Here is a 16,299-nt window from a genome sequence, read left to right on the forward strand (position 1 = left end):
CGACGGCCGTGCGGTCGGTCACGGAGCCCCTCACAAGGCCCGCAGCATCTCCAGTGTCCGGCGGCTCACCTCCCGGCCGATCGGGAGGGATGCCGTGGCCGCCGGGGACGGGGCGTTCAGGACGTGCACCGCGCGGGCGCCCTCGCGGATGAGGAAGTCGTCGACCAGGGTGCCGTCCCGGGTGACCGCCTGGGCGCGTACGCCGGCGGGGGCCCGGACCAGGTCGTGTTCCTCCACGCCGGGAACCAGGCGGCGGACCGCGTCCAGGAAGGCGGGCTTGGAGAGCGAGCGGTGCAGCTCGCCCGCGCCGTAGCGCCAGTGCTTGCGGGCCAGGGCCCAGGCGCCGGGCCAGCCCGCGGTGGCGGCCAGCTCGCGGGGGCGGACGACGCCCCAGCGGTACCCCTCGCGGGCCAGCGCGGGGACGGCGTTGGGGCCGACGTGGACCCCGCCGTCGAGGCCCTTGGTCAGGTGGACACCGAGGAAGGGGAACGCCGGGTCCGGCACCGGGTAGACCAGGCCGCGCACCAGCTCAGGGCGGGCCAGCTCGTAGTACTCGCCCCGGAACGGCACGATCCGTACGCCCGGCTCGTCTCCGGTGAGGCGGGCCAGCTCGTCGCAGTACAGGCCCGCGCAGTTCACCAGGACGCGCGCGCGGACCACCTGGCCGGCCGAGGTCAGCACCGCCACGCCCCGGTCGGGACGCCGGTCCACCCGGACGACCCGCGAGCCGTACCGGATATCGGCGCCGGAGGCGCGGGCCAGTTGCCGGGCGACGGCCGTGAAGTCGCAGACGCCGGTCGTGCCGACGTGGATCGCGGCCAGGCCGCGCACCTCGGGCTCGTACTCCGCGATCTGGGCGGCGCCCAGCTCGCGGACCGGGATGCCGTTCTCCCGGCCGCGCTGCACCAGGGCGTGCAGCCGGGGCAGCTCGGCCCGGTCGGTGGCGACGATCAGCTTGCCGGTGACGGAGTGGTCGATGCCGTACTCCGCGCAGAACTTGATCATCTCGGCGGCACCGCGCACCGCGTACCGCGCCTTGAGCGAGCCCGGCCGGTAGTAGATGCCGCTGTGCACGACCCCGCTGTTGCGGCCGGTCTGGTGGCGGGCCGGGCCGGGCTCCTTCTCCAGCACGGTGACCCGCGTGCCGGGCGCGGCGCGCGTCAGGGCGTACGCCGTCGACAGCCCGACGATGCCGCCACCGACCACCAGCACATCGCAGTCGTACGCGTCCGCCCGCACTTGCACCACCTCCCGGCCTCGATAGTGCACTGCGCCACTGACAACGCCTTCAAACCGCGCCACAGAAGCCTTGTGCGGTCTAGGCCGGCGCCATCAGCAGGGGGCGGGCTCGCTCGCGGAGTTCCACCACCCGGGGTTCGTCGCCGTAGGGCTCCAGGCGGTGGAGGAGGTCCTTGACGTACTCGGTGGTCCGGGCGGAGGAGATGCGGCCGGCCACCTCGACCGCCCGTACGCCCTGCTCGCAGGCGGCGTCCAGGTTGCCCGACTCCAGTTCGGCCACGGCGGAGACCACGAGGCGCAGCCCGTGCGAGCGGACGAACTCCTCGGTCGGCTGGGACAGCGCCTGCTCGGTGAAGCGGCGGACCTGCCGGGGTGCCTTGAGGTCGCGGTAGCACTCGGCGGCGTCGGCGGCGAAGCGGTCGTAGCCGTAGAAGCCCAGCCAGGACGGGTCGCTGTCGCCCTCGCGGGACCGCTCCAGCCAGCCTTCGGAGGACTTCAGGGCGGCCCCGGCCGCGTGCGCGTCGCCCGCGCGCGCGTGGGCCCTCGCCTCGACCAGCCGGAAGAAGCTCATGGTGCGTGCGGTGGCCAGTCCCCGGTTCCGCTCCAGGGCGGCCTGGGCGAGGTCGACGCCCTCGTCGCCGAAGCCCCGGTAGGTCGCCTGGAGGGACATGGAGGCGAGCACGTACCCGCCGAGCGGGACGTCGGCCGCCGCGCGGGCCAGCCGGAGCGCCTGGATGTAGTACCGCTGGGCCGCCTCCTGCTGGCCGGTGTCGAAGGCCATCCACCCCGCCAGCCGCGTCAGTTCGGCACCCGCGCCGAACAGCGCGCGGCCCACTTCGTCGGAGTAGGAGCCGAGCAGCAGCGGGGCCGCCTCCACCCTGAGGCACTCCGGCACCATCGAGGAACGCCAGTCACCGCCGCCGTACTTGGAGTCCCAGCGCCGGGCGTCCTCGGCGGCCTCCCGCAGCTTCTGCACATCGCTGTGGCCGACTTTGATCGGTGCGGCGGCGCCCCCTTCGAGGTTCGCCTCCCGCTCGACCGAGCTGTCGGCGGGGGTTATCAGCCATCGGGAAGCGGGCGTCGCGTAGGCGCTCACGGCGAACGACCCGGCCAGCGACTGCCAGATCCCGCCCGACCCGGCACGGCGTCCGGCCAGGTCCAGGCGGTACAGGTCGGTCGCCGAGCGCACCGCCTGCCCCACGTCGCGCGGGAAGGCGAGGCCCACCTCGGGCGCGGGGTCGGCGTCGGCGAGGCCGATCTCGTGCAGCGGCACCGGCCGGCCGAGCTTCTGCCCGATCGCGGCCGCGATCAGATGCGGCGCCGCCCCCTGCGGCACCATCCCCTTCGACACCCAGCGCGCGACCGAGGTCTTGTCGTACCGGAGCGTCAGGCCCCGTTGCGCGCCCAGGTCGTTGACCCGGCGCGCGAGGCCCGCGTTGCTGATTCCCGCGAGGGCGAGAACGGTGCCGAGTTTCTCGTTCGGCCCGCGTTGCTCCCTGGACATGCGCCACCCCTCGACACAGACGGCTGCCCCGCTGGCATAACCACGCGGCATTCGTAAACACAGCGTAGTTCGCCGCATCCCAAGCGTTAAGGGGCATTGTTCCGGATGGCGTGATTGCGGTCCGTACGGGAGTACGGCCCTGTACGCACCGTGCACGGAGCGTCGCGGCGTGCCCCCGCGCGTGTGGCCGTGCGCCTGTCCGTGCGCTCTTCTCCGGCCACCGGGGGAGCGGTTCCATGGCTCTGCGTGGGTCGGCCCGCTGTACTTGCGTCCAGTGGGCTGGGGGACGCCGCCGCCTACATCCCCGCGGGCGGCGGACCGGTCCGGGAGGCGTCGCCCGCCTCCCGGGCCGTGTGCGCTCGCCGGGTCGCCGTGCGCTCCGCAGGGCCTGTACGGAGCGTGCTCAAATCCCGTGCCCTGTCGCCAATTTGGCCGAAAACAGCCGCCGTTCCGCCGCCCGTATTTCCGTTCCCACCATGGCACTTGAGGGCGCGAAGGGCGTTCCGGGGGAGTGAACCGGGGCGCATTCGCATCGCTCTCCGCTCGCCCTCCTCCCGCCAACCTTCGCAGGCGGGACGCGCGTTCATCCTGCCCGCCACGCCCCGCCGTGTCCCGGCCGCGCGCCGGGCCCCGCCGTGTTTCCTGGTGATTTCCCTCGATCGAAGGCGGCGCCACCACCCTTCCCCGGCGCGTTCTTCATGGCAGCATGGGGTCCGGTTCGTGCGGTGCACTGGTGGTCCACAGCCTGTGGAGGCGTCGATGCGGTGGTTGGTGGGTTGGAGCAGCACCGCCGCGCGCGCTCTCGGCGCCGAGACCGCGGGAGCCACCGGGTACGACGGCGAGACCCTGCGCCCCGTCGGCTCCCACCTGTTGTGGGGTGATCCCGATCCGCTGTGGGCCGTGGGCGACTGGCGCCCCGACGAGGTCCGCGTGGTGCACGCCGACGCCCAGAACCGCATCGCCGTCCTCGGCATCTGCGGCGCCTCCGACGAGGAGCTGCGGCGGGGCCTGTTCACCGCGCGTGGCGGCGCCCTGCGTCATCTCACCGCCTGGCCGGGCAGCTACACCGCCGTCGTGCAGGCCGGCCGGCGCGTCACCGTCTGCGGCGACCTCGCGGGCGCCCGCCCGGTCTTCCACGCCCCCTGGGAGGGCGGCACCGCCTACGCCACCGCCGCCCTCCCGCTCGCCGACCTCACCGAGGCCAACCTCGACTTCGGCCACCTCGCCGCCCTCCTCGCCGCCCCCGAGGTACCGGCCGCCCTGCGCGACACCACCCCCTACGAGGGCGTACGCCGCGTCGCGCCCGGTCACGCGCTGGTGCTGCGCGCCGGAGCGCGCGAGATCGTCGGCTACGAGCCGGTCGCCTCCCTCGCCGTCGCCGCACCCCCCGCCGACCCCGACCGCGCGGTGGACGCCGTACGCGACGCCCTGGTGGAAGCCGTACGGGTCCGGCTCGCAGCCCCCCGGCACGTCCCCGGCCTCGACCCCGGCCCGGTGCCCGGCATGGGCCCGGCCGAACGGCGGGCGGCCCGCGGCATGCCGGTGCCCGGCATCGGTGCCGACCTCTCCGGCGGGCCCGCCTCCGGCACCCTGGCCCTGCTCGCCGCCGGGCTCCCCGGCAGACCCGGCACCCTTCTCGGACACGGCACCGGCGCGGGCGAGCGGCTGCTCGCCGTCACCTTCAACGACCTGACCGTCGGCGGCCGCGAGGCCGAACTCGAGCGCGCCGGAGCCCTCGCCGCCAACCCCCGCCTGCACCACGTGGTGGTCACCGGCGCCGAGGACACCCTTCCCTACGCCGACCTCGACGGCCCCCTCACCGACGAGCCCGGCCCCTCCCTGGTCACCGCCGCCCGGCACCGCGCCCGGCTCGCGGCGGGCAGCGCCGACCACTTCACCGGCCACGGCGCCCGCCAGGTGCTCGACGCCCACCCGGCCCGGCTGGCCGACCTGCTGCTGGACCGCCAGCGGCGCCATCTGGTCCGCCCGGTCGCCGCCCTCACCCGCGCCGACGGCTCGGTCCTGGTCCCCGCCCGGGTGTACGGCGCCGCCCGGCGGCTGTCCCGTACCCCGTACCGCACCGGCCTGGAGGTGCTGGCCGAGCGGCTGATGCGGCGGCGGTTCGACGAGCCCAAGGGGCCGGTCGGTGCCTCGCTCGCCGCGCTGACCTGGGCGAGACCCGGTCCGGCCGCCCGGTGGCTCACCGGGGAAGCACTGGCCGAAGTATCGGTTCTCCTGCAGACCGGGGCCGACCGGGCCGCCGGCGGACCCGGACAGAGACCCGGCGAGTTCCGCGCCCGTACCGTCCTCGCCCGGCACGCGGCCGATCTGCGCGTCCTCGAACAGGCCGCCGAGGTCCGCTCGCAGCGGCTGCACGCGCCCTTCCTCGACAACCAGGTCGTCCGCGCCTGCCGCGATCTTCCCGAGGCCCTGCGCGTCAAGCCCGGAGCCCGCGCCGCCGTACTGCGCAAGGTGCTGGAGGGCGCCGGGGTCACCGACCTGCCGCCCGGGTGGGGCACCCCGTCCCACGCGTCCTCGGCCGCAGCCGCCCGCACCGGCCTGCGGCTGGCCGCAGACTCCCTGGTCGACCTCTTCGACACCCCGCTGCTCGCGGACGCCGGGCTGGTCGAGGCCCGCGTGGTCCGCAAGGCCGTGCGGGAGGCCGCCGCCGGTGAACCGCTCCCGCTGGACGGCCTCGCCGACCTGGTCTCCCTGGAACTCTGGCTCGGCCGACTCCTGGCCCGCCGCGGCACCTGCTGGACCGGCACCCCGGCCCGCGCCCGCGCCGTCCCGGCCGGCATCGCCCCGCAGCGGGGCGCCCTGCGAGCGGGAGCCCGGCCCAGCTAGGGGGTGTCTCCCTAGCCGCAGGAGAAGCGGGACTTGGCCCAGTCCGCCAGGCCCGCCTGGTCGAAGCCCGTGCCCCGGGGCTCCACCACCAGCCGTACCGTCTTCCGCCCGGCCAGGTTCACATGGACCGGTACCGCCGGGTCGCCGCCGGAGACCGTGCCGGACCGCCAGAGGCGGGCGCCGTCCGCGTACACCGAGAAGGCGACCTTGCCGAGGCCCAGCGTCATGTCGTCCACCCCGACCACCGCGTCATAGGCGCTGCACTCGCGGTTGAGGTCGACGGTCACCGAGGAGTCGCCGCGCACCGTGACACCGGGGGAGTAGCGCTCGCCGCCGATCGACATGCCGTACCGCTGCCACACCCAACTGCTGTCGCCGAGCCGCACCTCGGGCTCGGTGCCGTCGCCGGTGAGGTCGTAGCTGAGTTCGCTCAGCTCGTAGGACTGGGGCGGGGGCGGCGGAGGGGTGGGGGTCGGCGTGGGAGTCGGCTTCGGCTTCGGCTTCGGGGGCGTGGGGGTGGGTGTCGGGGTCGGCTCGGGCTTGGGTTTGGGGGCCGGCTTCGGGGGCGGGGTGGGCTTGGGCGTCGGCTTCGGAGTGGGCTTCGGCGCCGGCTTGTCCGCCACGGGAACGGCGGGCGCGGGGGCGGGCGGAGCGGGCGGCTTCGGCGCGGGCTCCTTCTTCTTGGCCGGCGGGGGCGCGGGCGGCAGGGTCTGCTGGACCACCGGCGCGGACGGCGACGGCTTGGCGATCTCCTTGGCCGGCTGGCTGTCGTTCACCAGCGCCAGGGCCACGGCGGCGGCGGCCACCGCGACCACACCGGTGGCGATGCCCGCCTTCACCGGCGCGCCCAGCCCCTCCGAGGCCGCGCCACCTCCCGCCGCCCCACCACCGGTGGACCCGGTCGCGGCGGCAGCGGCACCCGCGGCGCCCACCCCCGCGCCACCGGCGATGACACCGAGCGCCTTGGCGTACCCGGCGGCGCCGAACCAGCCGATGACCGCGATCGGGACGACGGCCGGAATGCCCCCGGCCACCTCCTCGATCTGCGCGGCCGCCAGACGGCACTTGGCGCACTCCTCCAGGTGCTTGCGCAGCCCGCGCTCCGCCCGGATGCGCAGCTTGCGACGCGCGTAGCCACCGAGCTGGTCGGCGTAACGCGCGCACTCCTCGTCGTTCACCAGGGTCGCGCTGACGTGCGCCTGGAGGTACGCCTGCTTCAGGCCCTCACGGGCCCGACTGGCCAGCACCCGCGTGCCGTTGGCGTCGAGACCGAACAGCACGGCCACCTCGCTGGGCGACTCGTCCTCCACCTCGGTGTGCCAGAGCACCGCCTGCCAGCGCTCGGGCAGCGAGCGGAACGCCTGCATGGCCAGGGTCTGTTCGGCCTCGTGCATCGCGCGTACGTCGGCACCCAGATCGGCGCCGAAGGCACCCAGGGACCCGGTGTCGTCGGCCACCTCGGCTGCCCTGGACGCCTGTTGGGCGAACACCGCGAAGTCGTCGACGAGCTGCTCGCGCTTGGCGGACTGCGTCCAGTGCGCGGCGACCCGGCGCACCGAGGTCAGCAGATAGGCGCGCACCGCGTACTCGGGGCCCGAACCGCCGCGCACCGCCTGGAGCATGCGGGCGAACACCTCGGCGGTGAGGTCGTCGGCGGTGTGCCCGTCCCGGCAGCAGGTACGCGCGTAGCGTCGTACCGCGTCCGCGTGCCGCCGGTACAGCTCCTCGTACGCCGAGTCGTCCCCGGCGCGCATCCGCTCGATCAGCTCGCCGTCCGCGGGAGGCGCGTCCGGTGGGGGAGGCAGCGCACTCCCCTCGCGCTGGGCCGGGAGACTCGCCCCGGCCCGCTCACCGGCGCCCGCGGCGGACCGGCCGCCCTGGCTCGGCACCTGCGGCGAGGTCAGCCCCCCGGCCTCCGCGTCACCACTGCCGTCGGCGCGCGCGCCGTCCCACCCGTCAACGCCCATCGCGTAAAGCCCCCGACACCGGCACAGCCCAATCCTTTACGGGCTCAGCGTGCCATAGCCGCATTCAGCGCCGGTCCACTCGTCAGACCCGTCACTCATCCGAGCGGAAGTTTCACCAACCGCCCGCAAAGAGTTCCGAACAAGCGGGCCGTGGACCGGGGTTCAGCGTGCCGAGGGCTCCGCGTCACGCGGGCCGGGACCGCAGTCCCTCCAGCAGGATGTCCAGCAGCCGCGCGGAGGCGGCCGCCTGCTGCGCCGCGTCCGGCAGCGAGGGTGCCGCCGTGGCGATCACCAGGAGTACGTCCGACACGGACACGTCGGCGCGCAGCTCACCGGCCGCCCGGGCGCGCTCCACGAGCCGGCCGACCACCTCCAGCAGCGCGGCCGTACCCGGCTCGCCGCCCGCCCCCTCGACCAGGCGCAGCTCCCCGGCACCGGCCTGGGAACGCTGCTGCGGCACCCGCGCCTCGTCGGCCGCCGGAGTACCGCCTTCCTCGGCGACCCCCACCCGCAGCACCTGCGGCGGCAGCAGCCGGCCCGCGCCGGACGCCACCGAGGTGCGCAGGAAGCGGGAGAGCGCCGACCACGGCTCGTCCTCCTGGCCCAGCGCGGTCCGCGCCTGCTCGGTCAGCCGCGCGGTCTCCTCCTCGGCGATCCGCCGCACCAGCACGTCCTTGCTGGGGAACCGCCGGTACACCGTGCCTACACCGACCCGCGCCCGCCGCGCCACGTCCTCCATCGGCGCGCCGTACCCCAGCTCGCCGAACACCTCACGCGCCGCCCTCAGCACGTGCTCCAGATTGCGCTGCGCGTCCACCCGCAGCGGTGCCCCACGCCCGCCGCCGGCCCGTCCGGCCGACGCGAGGGGCGCCGCTGACCAGTGCGTGTCCTGAACATGCATGTCTTCCCCCGGTAATGACGTCTCCCCCCGGAGACTCCCCGCCACTGATTCCGAAAGCGCGGAAAACTGGCGCCGGTCCTGAGCGGGCCCGCACTCGGCGACCCCCCTCGACGACCCTCCCGCACCCCGTCGACACAGCAACATAGTTGAGCGGGAGTCAATTCAGAAGGGGTAGGTTCCGCACAGTGCGCCCCTCGATCGGAGTACGAGCCATTTATGTCCGGATTCCGTGCCCCCGCACATCCGTCCGCCGGTCACACACATTGCCAAGGCTGTGGACAAACAACAGCGCCGGGTGCGTCATGGGATGGTGAAGGAACGCGCGCGCATTCTGGTCGTCGGCGGTGGCCACGTCGGCATGTACACCGCCCTGCGTCTCCAGCGGAAACTGAAACGGCAGCTCAGACGCGGTGACATCGAGATCACCGTGGTCAGCCCCGACCCCTATATGACGTACCAGCCGTTCCTCCCCGAGGCGGCCGCCGGCTCGATCTCACCGCGCCATGTGGTCGTACCCCTTCGCCGCGTGCTGCCCGAGTGCCGCGTGGTCATCGGCGAGGTCACCGCCGTCGACCACGCCGTACGCACCGCCGCCGTCACCACCCTCGCCACCGAGCAGCACGGCCGCGCCGCCGAACTCGTCGGCTACGACGAACTCGTCCTCGCCCCCGGCTCCGTCTCGCGTACCCTGCCCGTCCCCGGCCTCGCGGAGCACGCCATCGGCTTCAAGACCGTGGAGGAGGCCATCGGGCTGCGCAACCACGTCATCGAGCAGATGGACATCGCCTCCTCCACCCGCGACCCCGCCCTGCGCGACGCCGCCCTCACCTTCGTCTTCGTCGGCGGCGGCTACGCCGGGGTCGAGGCCCTCGGCGAACTCGAGGACATGGCCCGCTACGCCGCCCGGTACTACCCCAACCTCCGCCCCGAGGACATGAAGTGGGTCCTGGTGGAGGCCACCGACCGGGTGCTGCCCGAGGTCGGCCCCGAACTCGGCCGCCACACCGTCACCCAGCTCCGCCGCCGCAACATCCAGGTGCTGCTGAACACCCGCCTCGAATCCTGCGCCGACCGCGTCGCCGTCCTCAGCGACGGCCGCCGCTTCCCCACCCGCACCGTCGTCTGGACCGCCGGCGTCAAACCCCACCCGGTGCTCGCCGCCACCGACCTGCCCCTCGACCGGCGCGGACGGCTGCGCTGCACCGCCCAGCTCGCCGTCGAGGGCACCGAGCACGCCTGGGCCGCGGGTGACGCCGCCGCCGTACCCGACGTCACCTCCACCGAGCCCGGCGCCACCACCGCGCCCAACGCCCAGCACGCGCTGCGCCAGGCCAGGGTCCTCGGCGACAACATCGTGCACACCCTGCGCGGCGAACCCCTGCGCACCTACACCCACCGCCAGCTCGGCTCCGTCGCCTCCCTCGGCCTGCACAAGGGCGTGGCCCAGGTGTACGGCCGCAGGCTCACCGGCCGCCCCGCCTGGCTCCTGCACCGGGCCTACCACCTCAGCCGCGTGCCCACCTTCAACCGCAAGGCCCGCGTGCTCGCCGAATGGACCCTCGCCGGACTCTTCAAACGCGAGATCGTCTCCCTCGGCTCACTCGAACACCCGCGGGCCGAGTTCGAACGCGCGGCCGGTGGAAAACCCCCACGGCGGCACCCGGACCCCCCGAAGGGGTCGTCCTGACCGGAGCCGGGAACTCCCCGGCCCGTACGACCGTCTGACGGATGTCGCCGCGGACGGCCACCTGCCAGACTGCTCCACATCCTCGGACGGGCAACAGCCCGCCCTCTGCACACGCGAGGCTTTCCCCACTGTGAACTTCACGCGCTGGAGCGCCCGGCTCCCCGGAACGCAGCGCCGCGCCGCAGCGCGGACCGAGCAGACGGTCCCCCCGGACCGGCGGAGCGAGAGCCCGGTGCCCGCCGCCCGCGCCGGACACCCCGCCTCCGCCGTCGACGGACTGCCCGCACGCGAGGTCCTCGACCGCGTCCCGGCCCTCGTCGCCCTGGTCCACGGCCCCGAACACCGCCTCGCCCACGTCAACGCCGCCTACAGCGCGGCCTTCGGTCCCCGTGCCCCCGGCACCCCGGCCCGCGACACCCTCCCGGAACTCGCCGAGCTGGGCCTCCTGCCCCTCCTCGACCAGGTGCTGCGCAGCGGCAGATCCCGCACCCTGAAGTCCCGCAAGGCCGTCGACGGCCGCTCCTACACGTTCACCTGCACCCCGGTCACCGGACACGGCGACCGCGACGCCGGCGTACTCGTCTTCGCCACCGACGTCACCGACCACGCCGAGGCCGCCGAACGCCTGCGCGCCAGCGAGCGCGGCCAGCGCCAGACCGCCGTCACCCTCCAGCGCTCCCTGCTCCCCCAGGACCTCGAGGAACCCGACGACCTGCGCGTGGCCGCCACCTACCAGCCCGGCGGCACCGAGGCAGCGGTCGGCGGCGACTGGTACGACGTCATCACCCTCGGCGGCGGCCGCACCGCCCTCGTTATCGGCGACGTCATGGGCCGGGGCGTGCGCGCCGCCGCCGTCATGGGCCAGCTCCGCACCGCCGTCCGCGCCTACGCCCGCCTCGACCTCCCCCCGCACGAGGTGCTCCAGCTCCTCGACGGCCTCGCCGTGGAGATCGACGCCAACCAGATCGCCACCTGCGTCTATGCCATCCACGACCCCAACGAGGGCCGCCTGGTCTACGCCTCCGCCGGGCACCTGCCGATCCTGGTCCGCGACGAGAACGGCGAGGTCCTGCGCGCCGACGAGCCCACCGGCCCCCCGCTGGGCACCGGCGGCTGGGTCCACTCCTCCGGCTCCGTCCCCCTCGGCCCGGGCGCCACCGCCGTCCTCTACACGGACGGCCTGGTCGAACGGCGCGACCAGGACCTCGACGAGGGCATCACCGCCCTGGCCCGCGCCCTCTCCGGCGCCACCGGCACCCCCCAGGTCGTCTGCGACCGGCTGGTCCGCTCGGCCGGCGTCACCGCGGACCACGACGACGACGTGGCCGTCCTCGTCCTCCAGCACCCCGCCCGCACCGGCCCCGCCGCCGACCTCTTCCGCAACGCGGCCCTGGACCTCCTCGGCGGTGTCGAGGCCGCCCCGCGCGCCCGGGCCTTCGCCTCCGGTGTGCTCACGAGCTGGCGCTTCCCCACCGAACTGCACGACCTCGGCGTCCTCGCCGCCAGCGAACTGGTCGCCAACTCCCTCCAGCACGGCACCCCGCCCATGCGGCTGAGACTGCGCCGCACCGACCGCCGCCTGATCATCGAGGTCACCGACGGCGACGACCACCTCCCGCGCCGCCGCCGCGCCGAACCGGCCGACGAGTCCGGGCGCGGCATCGACATCGTCGCCACCATCGCCTCGAGCTGGGGCTCCCGCCGCACCCCGGGCGGCGGCAAGGCGGTCTGGTGCGAGTTCCTCCTCCCCAAGCGTTAGCTCTCTGTACATGCGTAAGGGCCGGGAGCACGTGGTGTGCTCCCGGCCCTTACGCCGTGTACGTACTTCTCTTAGGCGCTGACCGACTCCGCCTGAGCACCACCCCGCGCCACGACCCGGCTCTTCGCCGCAGCGGCCCACGGGTGGTCCTGCGCGGGCGTCAGCCGTCGGCCCAGCCGCAGCGCCAGCACACTGATCGCCACCGAGAACAGCACGAACGTCACGATGTACGGCCCGTGCAGCGAGGCACCCAGCGGCCCGCCGATGGCCGGCCCGACCGCCAGCGCCAACTGCTTGACCAGCGCGAAAGCGGAGTTGTACTGCCCGGCCATGCCCTCCGGCGCCAGATCGGCGACCAGCGGCGCCACGGTCGGCGACAGCATCGCCTCACCGAGCCCGAACAGCGCGTACGTCGAGACGAACGCGGCCGTGGCCATCTCCTGGCTGCCGTGCCCGAGACCCGAGTACCCCGCCGCCAGCCAGGCGACGGTCCAGATCAGGCCGACCACCGCGATCACCCGCGAGCGGCGCCGCCGCTCGACCAGCTTCAGCACGGCGAACTGCGCCACGACGATCATCATCGTGTTGGCGGCGAGCGCGGTGCCCAGCGTGGACGTGGATATCCCGGCGGCCTCGACGCCATAGGCACTCAGTCCGGACTCGAACTGTCCGTAGCAGGCGAAGAACAGCACGAAGCCCAGCAGGCAGAGCTGCACCATCGCCCGGTTCTGTACGAGCTGCCGCCAGCCGCCCTTGGCCGAGCCGGAGGGCAGGTCGGTGATGCGCGGGGCACGCGGCATCCGCACCGTCGCCATCAGCACGGCGAGCAGCAGGAAGATCGTGGCCTCGATGGTGAACAGCACGGTGAAGGAGGAGGCGCGGCTCGTGTCGACCAGGTGGCCGCCTATGAGCCCGCCGACGCCCAGACCGAGGTTCTGGAGGAAGAACTGCATGGCGAACGCCCGCGACCGGGTCGCGGTGGTCGAGCAGTCCACGATCATCGTCGCCAGCGCGGGCTGCATCACCGCCTGTCCGGCACCGAGCGCGGCCGCGGTCAGCAGTACCGGCACCGCCCTGCCCGCCAGCCCCAGGCCCAGGGCGCCGAGCGCGGACAGGACCAGGGCAGTGAGCAGGACGGGCAACGGACCGCGCCGGACGATCGCCCGCCCGGCGAACGGCAGCGCGATCAGCGCCGCCACGGCGAAGACGGCGAGCACCAGCCCCGCCGTCGTGGCCCCCAGCCCTCGCACCTGCGCCACATAGACGTACAGATACGGGACCGTGAAGCCGAGTCCGAACGCGCTGAGCGCGTTGCCCACGTGGATGCGGGGCATCGCCGCCCCCATCGCCCTGGTCACGTTCACCTCTTCCACAAGTTAGGAGTGAAGACTTCAAAGCTAAAGTTCGAAGCTAAAGAGTACACATCGAAGGACTTCAAGGCAAAGAGTCCCCGTGCCATACTCCTTGCCATGGCCGACACAGCCGGCGTCCCGGAGCCGACACTCGAAGAACAGATCGCCGCTTACCAGCGCGAGTTCCAGGACCTGGACCCCCAGGTCGAGGCGATCGTGTCGGCACTGTCCCGGCTGAACCGCCGGATGAACGTGGCGTACGGCCGCCAGACCGCCGAGCTGGGCATCAGCAACGCGGAGTGGGAAGTACTGAAGGCCCTGGTCCTCGCCGGTGCCCCGTACCGGATGGGCCCCGGTGAGCTGGCCAAGCGGCTCGGCCTCACCCCGGCCGCCATGACCCACCGGATCGACCGCATGGTCACCGAGGGCCTGGTCACGCGCGAGCGCGACGAGTCCAACCGCGTCCGTGTCATCGTGGAGCTGACCACCGACGGCCGCGAGAAGTGGCTCGAGGCGATGCGCCTGGCGACGGTCTTCGAGGAGGACCTGCTCCAGGACCTCACCTCCGGCGAGCGCTCCGTACTGGGAGAGGTCCTCACCCGGCTCCTCCGCCGGGTGGAGCACGCCCAGCCCGACGCCGAGGGCCGGCTCTCCGACCTCGACTGACGGCCTGACCAGGGCCGGGGGAAAAATCTTGACAGGGGGGCTTGACCCGACCCTGGCGAGTCCGTAGAGTTCTTCGGGTTGCACGGAGCCGTAACGGTTCTCCGCGACACCTCGCCGCCTGGAGCGGCAACCCCAAACCAACCAGTACGACCATCCCCCTGGGATTGCTTTCGGCACGTCCGAATTCAATTCGAATGGGAACCGGCGGCCCGATTAGGAACTGCCGGGGATGATCCGCTAAGGTTTGAGACGTCGGAACGGCCCAGCGGGCCGGGAAGACAACCCCCTCTGACTGGGAATCAGACGCCGAAAGGATCTGATAGAGTCGGAACCGCCGGAAAGGGAAACGCGAAAGCGAAGAACTGGAAAGCACCGAGGAAATCGGATCGGAAAAAGATCTGATAGAGTCGGAAACACCGAAGGGAAGCCCGGAGGAAAGCCCGAGAGGGTGAGTACAAAGGAAGCGACCGTTCCTTGAGAACTCAACAGCGTGCCAAAAATCAACGCCAGATATGTTGATAACCCCGTCTCCAGTCACTGACTGGGACGAGGTTCCTTTGAAAAAACACAGCGAGGACGCTGTGAACCATCGGACTATTCCTCCGATGGTTCCGCTCTCGTGTGTGTAGTCCCGATTACGGGAAAACATTCACGGAGAGTTTGATCCTGGCTCAGGACGAACGCTGGCGGCGTGCTTAACACATGCAAGTCGAACGATGAACCACTTCGGTGGGGATTAGTGGCGAACGGGTGAGTAACACGTGGGCAATCTGCCCTTCACTCTGGGACAAGCCCTGGAAACGGGGTCTAATACCGGATAACACTGCGGATCGCATGGTCTGCGGTTAAAAGCTCCGGCGGTGAAGGATGAGCCCGCGGCCTATCAGCTTGTTGGTGAGGTAATGGCTCACCAAGGCGACGACGGGTAGCCGGCCTGAGAGGGCGACCGGCCACACTGGGACTGAGACACGGCCCAGACTCCTACGGGAGGCAGCAGTGGGGAATATTGCACAATGGGCGAAAGCCTGATGCAGCGACGCCGCGTGAGGGATGACGGCCTTCGGGTTGTAAACCTCTTTCAGCAGGGAAGAAGCGAAAGTGACGGTACCTGCAGAAGAAGCGCCGGCTAACTACGTGCCAGCAGCCGCGGTAATACGTAGGGCGCAAGCGTTGTCCGGAATTATTGGGCGTAAAGAGCTCGTAGGCGGCTTGTCACGTCGATTGTGAAAGCCCGAGGCTTAACCTCGGGTCTGCAGTCGATACGGGCTAGCTAGAGTGTGGTAGGGGAGATCGGAATTCCTGGTGTAGCGGTGAAATGCGCAGATATCAGGAGGAACACCGGTGGCGAAGGCGGATCTCTGGGCCATTACTGACGCTGAGGAGCGAAAGCGTGGGGAGCGAACAGGATTAGATACCCTGGTAGTCCACGCCGTAAACGGTGGGAACTAGGTGTTGGCGACATTCCACGTCGTCGGTGCCGCAGCTAACGCATTAAGTTCCCCGCCTGGGGAGTACGGCCGCAAGGCTAAAACTCAAAGGAATTGACGGGGGCCCGCACAAGCAGCGGAGCATGTGGCTTAATTCGACGCAACGCGAAGAACCTTACCAAGGCTTGACATACACCGGAAAGCATCAGAGATGGTGCCCCCCTTGTGGTCGGTGTACAGGTGGTGCATGGCTGTCGTCAGCTCGTGTCGTGAGATGTTGGGTTAAGTCCCGCAACGAGCGCAACCCTTGTTCTGTGTTGCCAGCATGCCCTTCGGGGTGATGGGGACTCACAGGAGACTGCCGGGGTCAACTCGGAGGAAGGTGGGGACGACGTCAAGTCATCATGCCCCTTATGTCTTGGGCTGCACACGTGCTACAATGGCAGGTACAATGAGCTGCGAAACCGTGAGGTAGAGCGAATCTCAAAAAGCCTGTCTCAGTTCGGATTGGGGTCTGCAACTCGACCCCATGAAGTCGGAGTTGCTAGTAATCGCAGATCAGCATTGCTGCGGTGAATACGTTCCCGGGCCTTGTACACACCGCCCGTCACGTCACGAAAGTCGGTAACACCCGAAGCCGGTGGCCCAACCCCTTGTGGGAGGGAGCTGTCGAAGGTGGGACTGGCGATTGGGACGAAGTCGTAACAAGGTAGCCGTACCGGAAGGTGCGGCTGGATCACCTCCTTTCTAAGGAGCACTTCTTACCGAGTTCGCTCGGTCAGAGGCCAGTACATCGGCGAATGTTCGATGCTGGTTGCTCATGGGTGGAACGTTGATTATTCGGCACACTCACTGCTTTTCTCCTAGTACTGCTTCGGCGTGGAACGGATGAGGGTGGGGAGAGTGTCGGGCACGCTGTTGGGTGTCTGAGGGAATGGTTTTCCTCAGTC

Annotated in this window: 9 protein-coding genes and 1 rRNA gene; 5 read left to right on the forward strand and 5 right to left on the reverse strand. The window is 71.6% G+C overall.

The features are described 5' to 3' along the window. Positions 1-30 precede the first annotated feature (30 nt). Positions 31-1,248 carry an L-2-hydroxyglutarate oxidase gene (gene lhgO / locus OG448_RS16360; RefSeq protein WP_405554612.1) on the reverse strand — a complete coding sequence of 406 codons (1,218 nt, stop codon included), beginning with the start codon at positions 1,246-1,248 and terminating at the stop codon, positions 31-33. A 70-nt stretch (positions 1,249-1,318) separates the two neighbouring features. After that, a complete protein-coding gene (locus OG448_RS16365; RefSeq protein WP_405554614.1) occupies positions 1,319-2,743 on the reverse strand; it encodes an MFS transporter in 1,425 nt (474 codons plus the stop codon). 759 nt (positions 2,744-3,502) lie between these two features. Here OG448_RS16365 and OG448_RS16370 point away from each other — a divergent pair. Continuing rightward, the gene (locus OG448_RS16370; protein ID WP_405554616.1) at positions 3,503-5,590 is read left to right on the forward strand and encodes an asparagine synthase-related protein; all 2,088 of its coding nucleotides are present in this window, start codon (positions 3,503-3,505) and stop codon (positions 5,588-5,590) included. An 11-nt stretch (positions 5,591-5,601) separates the two neighbouring features. Here the strand turns inward: OG448_RS16370 and OG448_RS16375 are convergent, their stop codons facing one another. After that, entirely contained in the window at positions 5,602-7,557 is a 1,956-nt protein-coding gene (locus tag OG448_RS16375; protein WP_405554618.1) for a sigma-70 family RNA polymerase sigma factor, read from the reverse strand. Positions 7,558-7,741: 184 nt separating this feature from the next. Then, complete coding sequence (locus OG448_RS16380; protein ID WP_405554620.1) at positions 7,742-8,458, reverse strand: TetR/AcrR family transcriptional regulator; 717 nt, start codon at positions 8,456-8,458, stop codon at positions 7,742-7,744. A 307-nt stretch (positions 8,459-8,765) separates the two neighbouring features. On the opposite strand from OG448_RS16380, the gene OG448_RS16385 reads away from it, so the two are divergent. Both OG448_RS16385 and OG448_RS16390 read left to right on the forward strand, forming a co-directional pair. Then, entirely contained in the window at positions 8,766-10,145 is a 1,380-nt protein-coding gene (locus tag OG448_RS16385; RefSeq protein ID WP_405554622.1) for an NAD(P)/FAD-dependent oxidoreductase, read from the forward strand. 130 nt (positions 10,146-10,275) lie between these two features. Further along, positions 10,276-11,904, forward strand: coding sequence for a SpoIIE family protein phosphatase (locus tag OG448_RS16390; RefSeq protein WP_405554624.1), 1,629 nt, complete (start codon positions 10,276-10,278; stop codon positions 11,902-11,904). A 71-nt stretch (positions 11,905-11,975) separates the two neighbouring features. On the opposite strand, the gene OG448_RS16395 is transcribed toward OG448_RS16390, so the two are convergent. Beyond that, the gene (locus OG448_RS16395) at positions 11,976-13,238 is read right to left on the reverse strand and encodes an MFS transporter (protein ID WP_405558823.1); all 1,263 of its coding nucleotides are present in this window, start codon (positions 13,236-13,238) and stop codon (positions 11,976-11,978) included. A 135-nt stretch (positions 13,239-13,373) separates the two neighbouring features. Between OG448_RS16395 and OG448_RS16400 the strand changes: the two genes are divergently transcribed. Beyond that, complete coding sequence (locus OG448_RS16400) at positions 13,374-13,922, forward strand: MarR family winged helix-turn-helix transcriptional regulator (RefSeq protein ID WP_405554626.1); 549 nt, start codon at positions 13,374-13,376, stop codon at positions 13,920-13,922. A 648-nt stretch (positions 13,923-14,570) separates the two neighbouring features. Then, positions 14,571-16,096: ribosomal RNA gene (locus tag OG448_RS16405) — 16S ribosomal RNA — on the forward strand. Positions 16,097-16,299 lie beyond the last annotated feature (203 nt).

The organism is Streptomyces sp. NBC_01171, from assembly GCF_045039805.1.
GTDB lineage: Bacteria > Actinomycetota > Actinomycetes > Streptomycetales > Streptomycetaceae > Streptomyces.

Coding starts and splice junctions, on each gene's coding strand:
- OG448_RS16365 (WP_405554614.1), bottom strand. CDS start 2,743: ATGTCCAGGGAGCAACGCGGGCCGAACGAGAAACTCGGCACCGTTCTC.
- OG448_RS16370 (WP_405554616.1), top strand. CDS start 3,503: ATGCGGTGGTTGGTGGGTTGGAGCAGCACCGCCGCGCGCGCTCTCGGC.
- OG448_RS16375 (WP_405554618.1), bottom strand. CDS start 7,557: ATGGGCGTTGACGGGTGGGACGGCGCGCGCGCCGACGGCAGTGGTGAC.
- OG448_RS16380 (WP_405554620.1), bottom strand. CDS start 8,458: ATGCATGTTCAGGACACGCACTGGTCAGCGGCGCCCCTCGCGTCGGCC.
- OG448_RS16385 (WP_405554622.1), top strand. CDS start 8,766: ATGGTGAAGGAACGCGCGCGCATTCTGGTCGTCGGCGGTGGCCACGTC.
- OG448_RS16395 (WP_405558823.1), bottom strand. CDS start 13,238: ATGCCCCGCATCCACGTGGGCAACGCGCTCAGCGCGTTCGGACTCGGC.
- OG448_RS16400 (WP_405554626.1), top strand. CDS start 13,374: ATGGCCGACACAGCCGGCGTCCCGGAGCCGACACTCGAAGAACAGATC.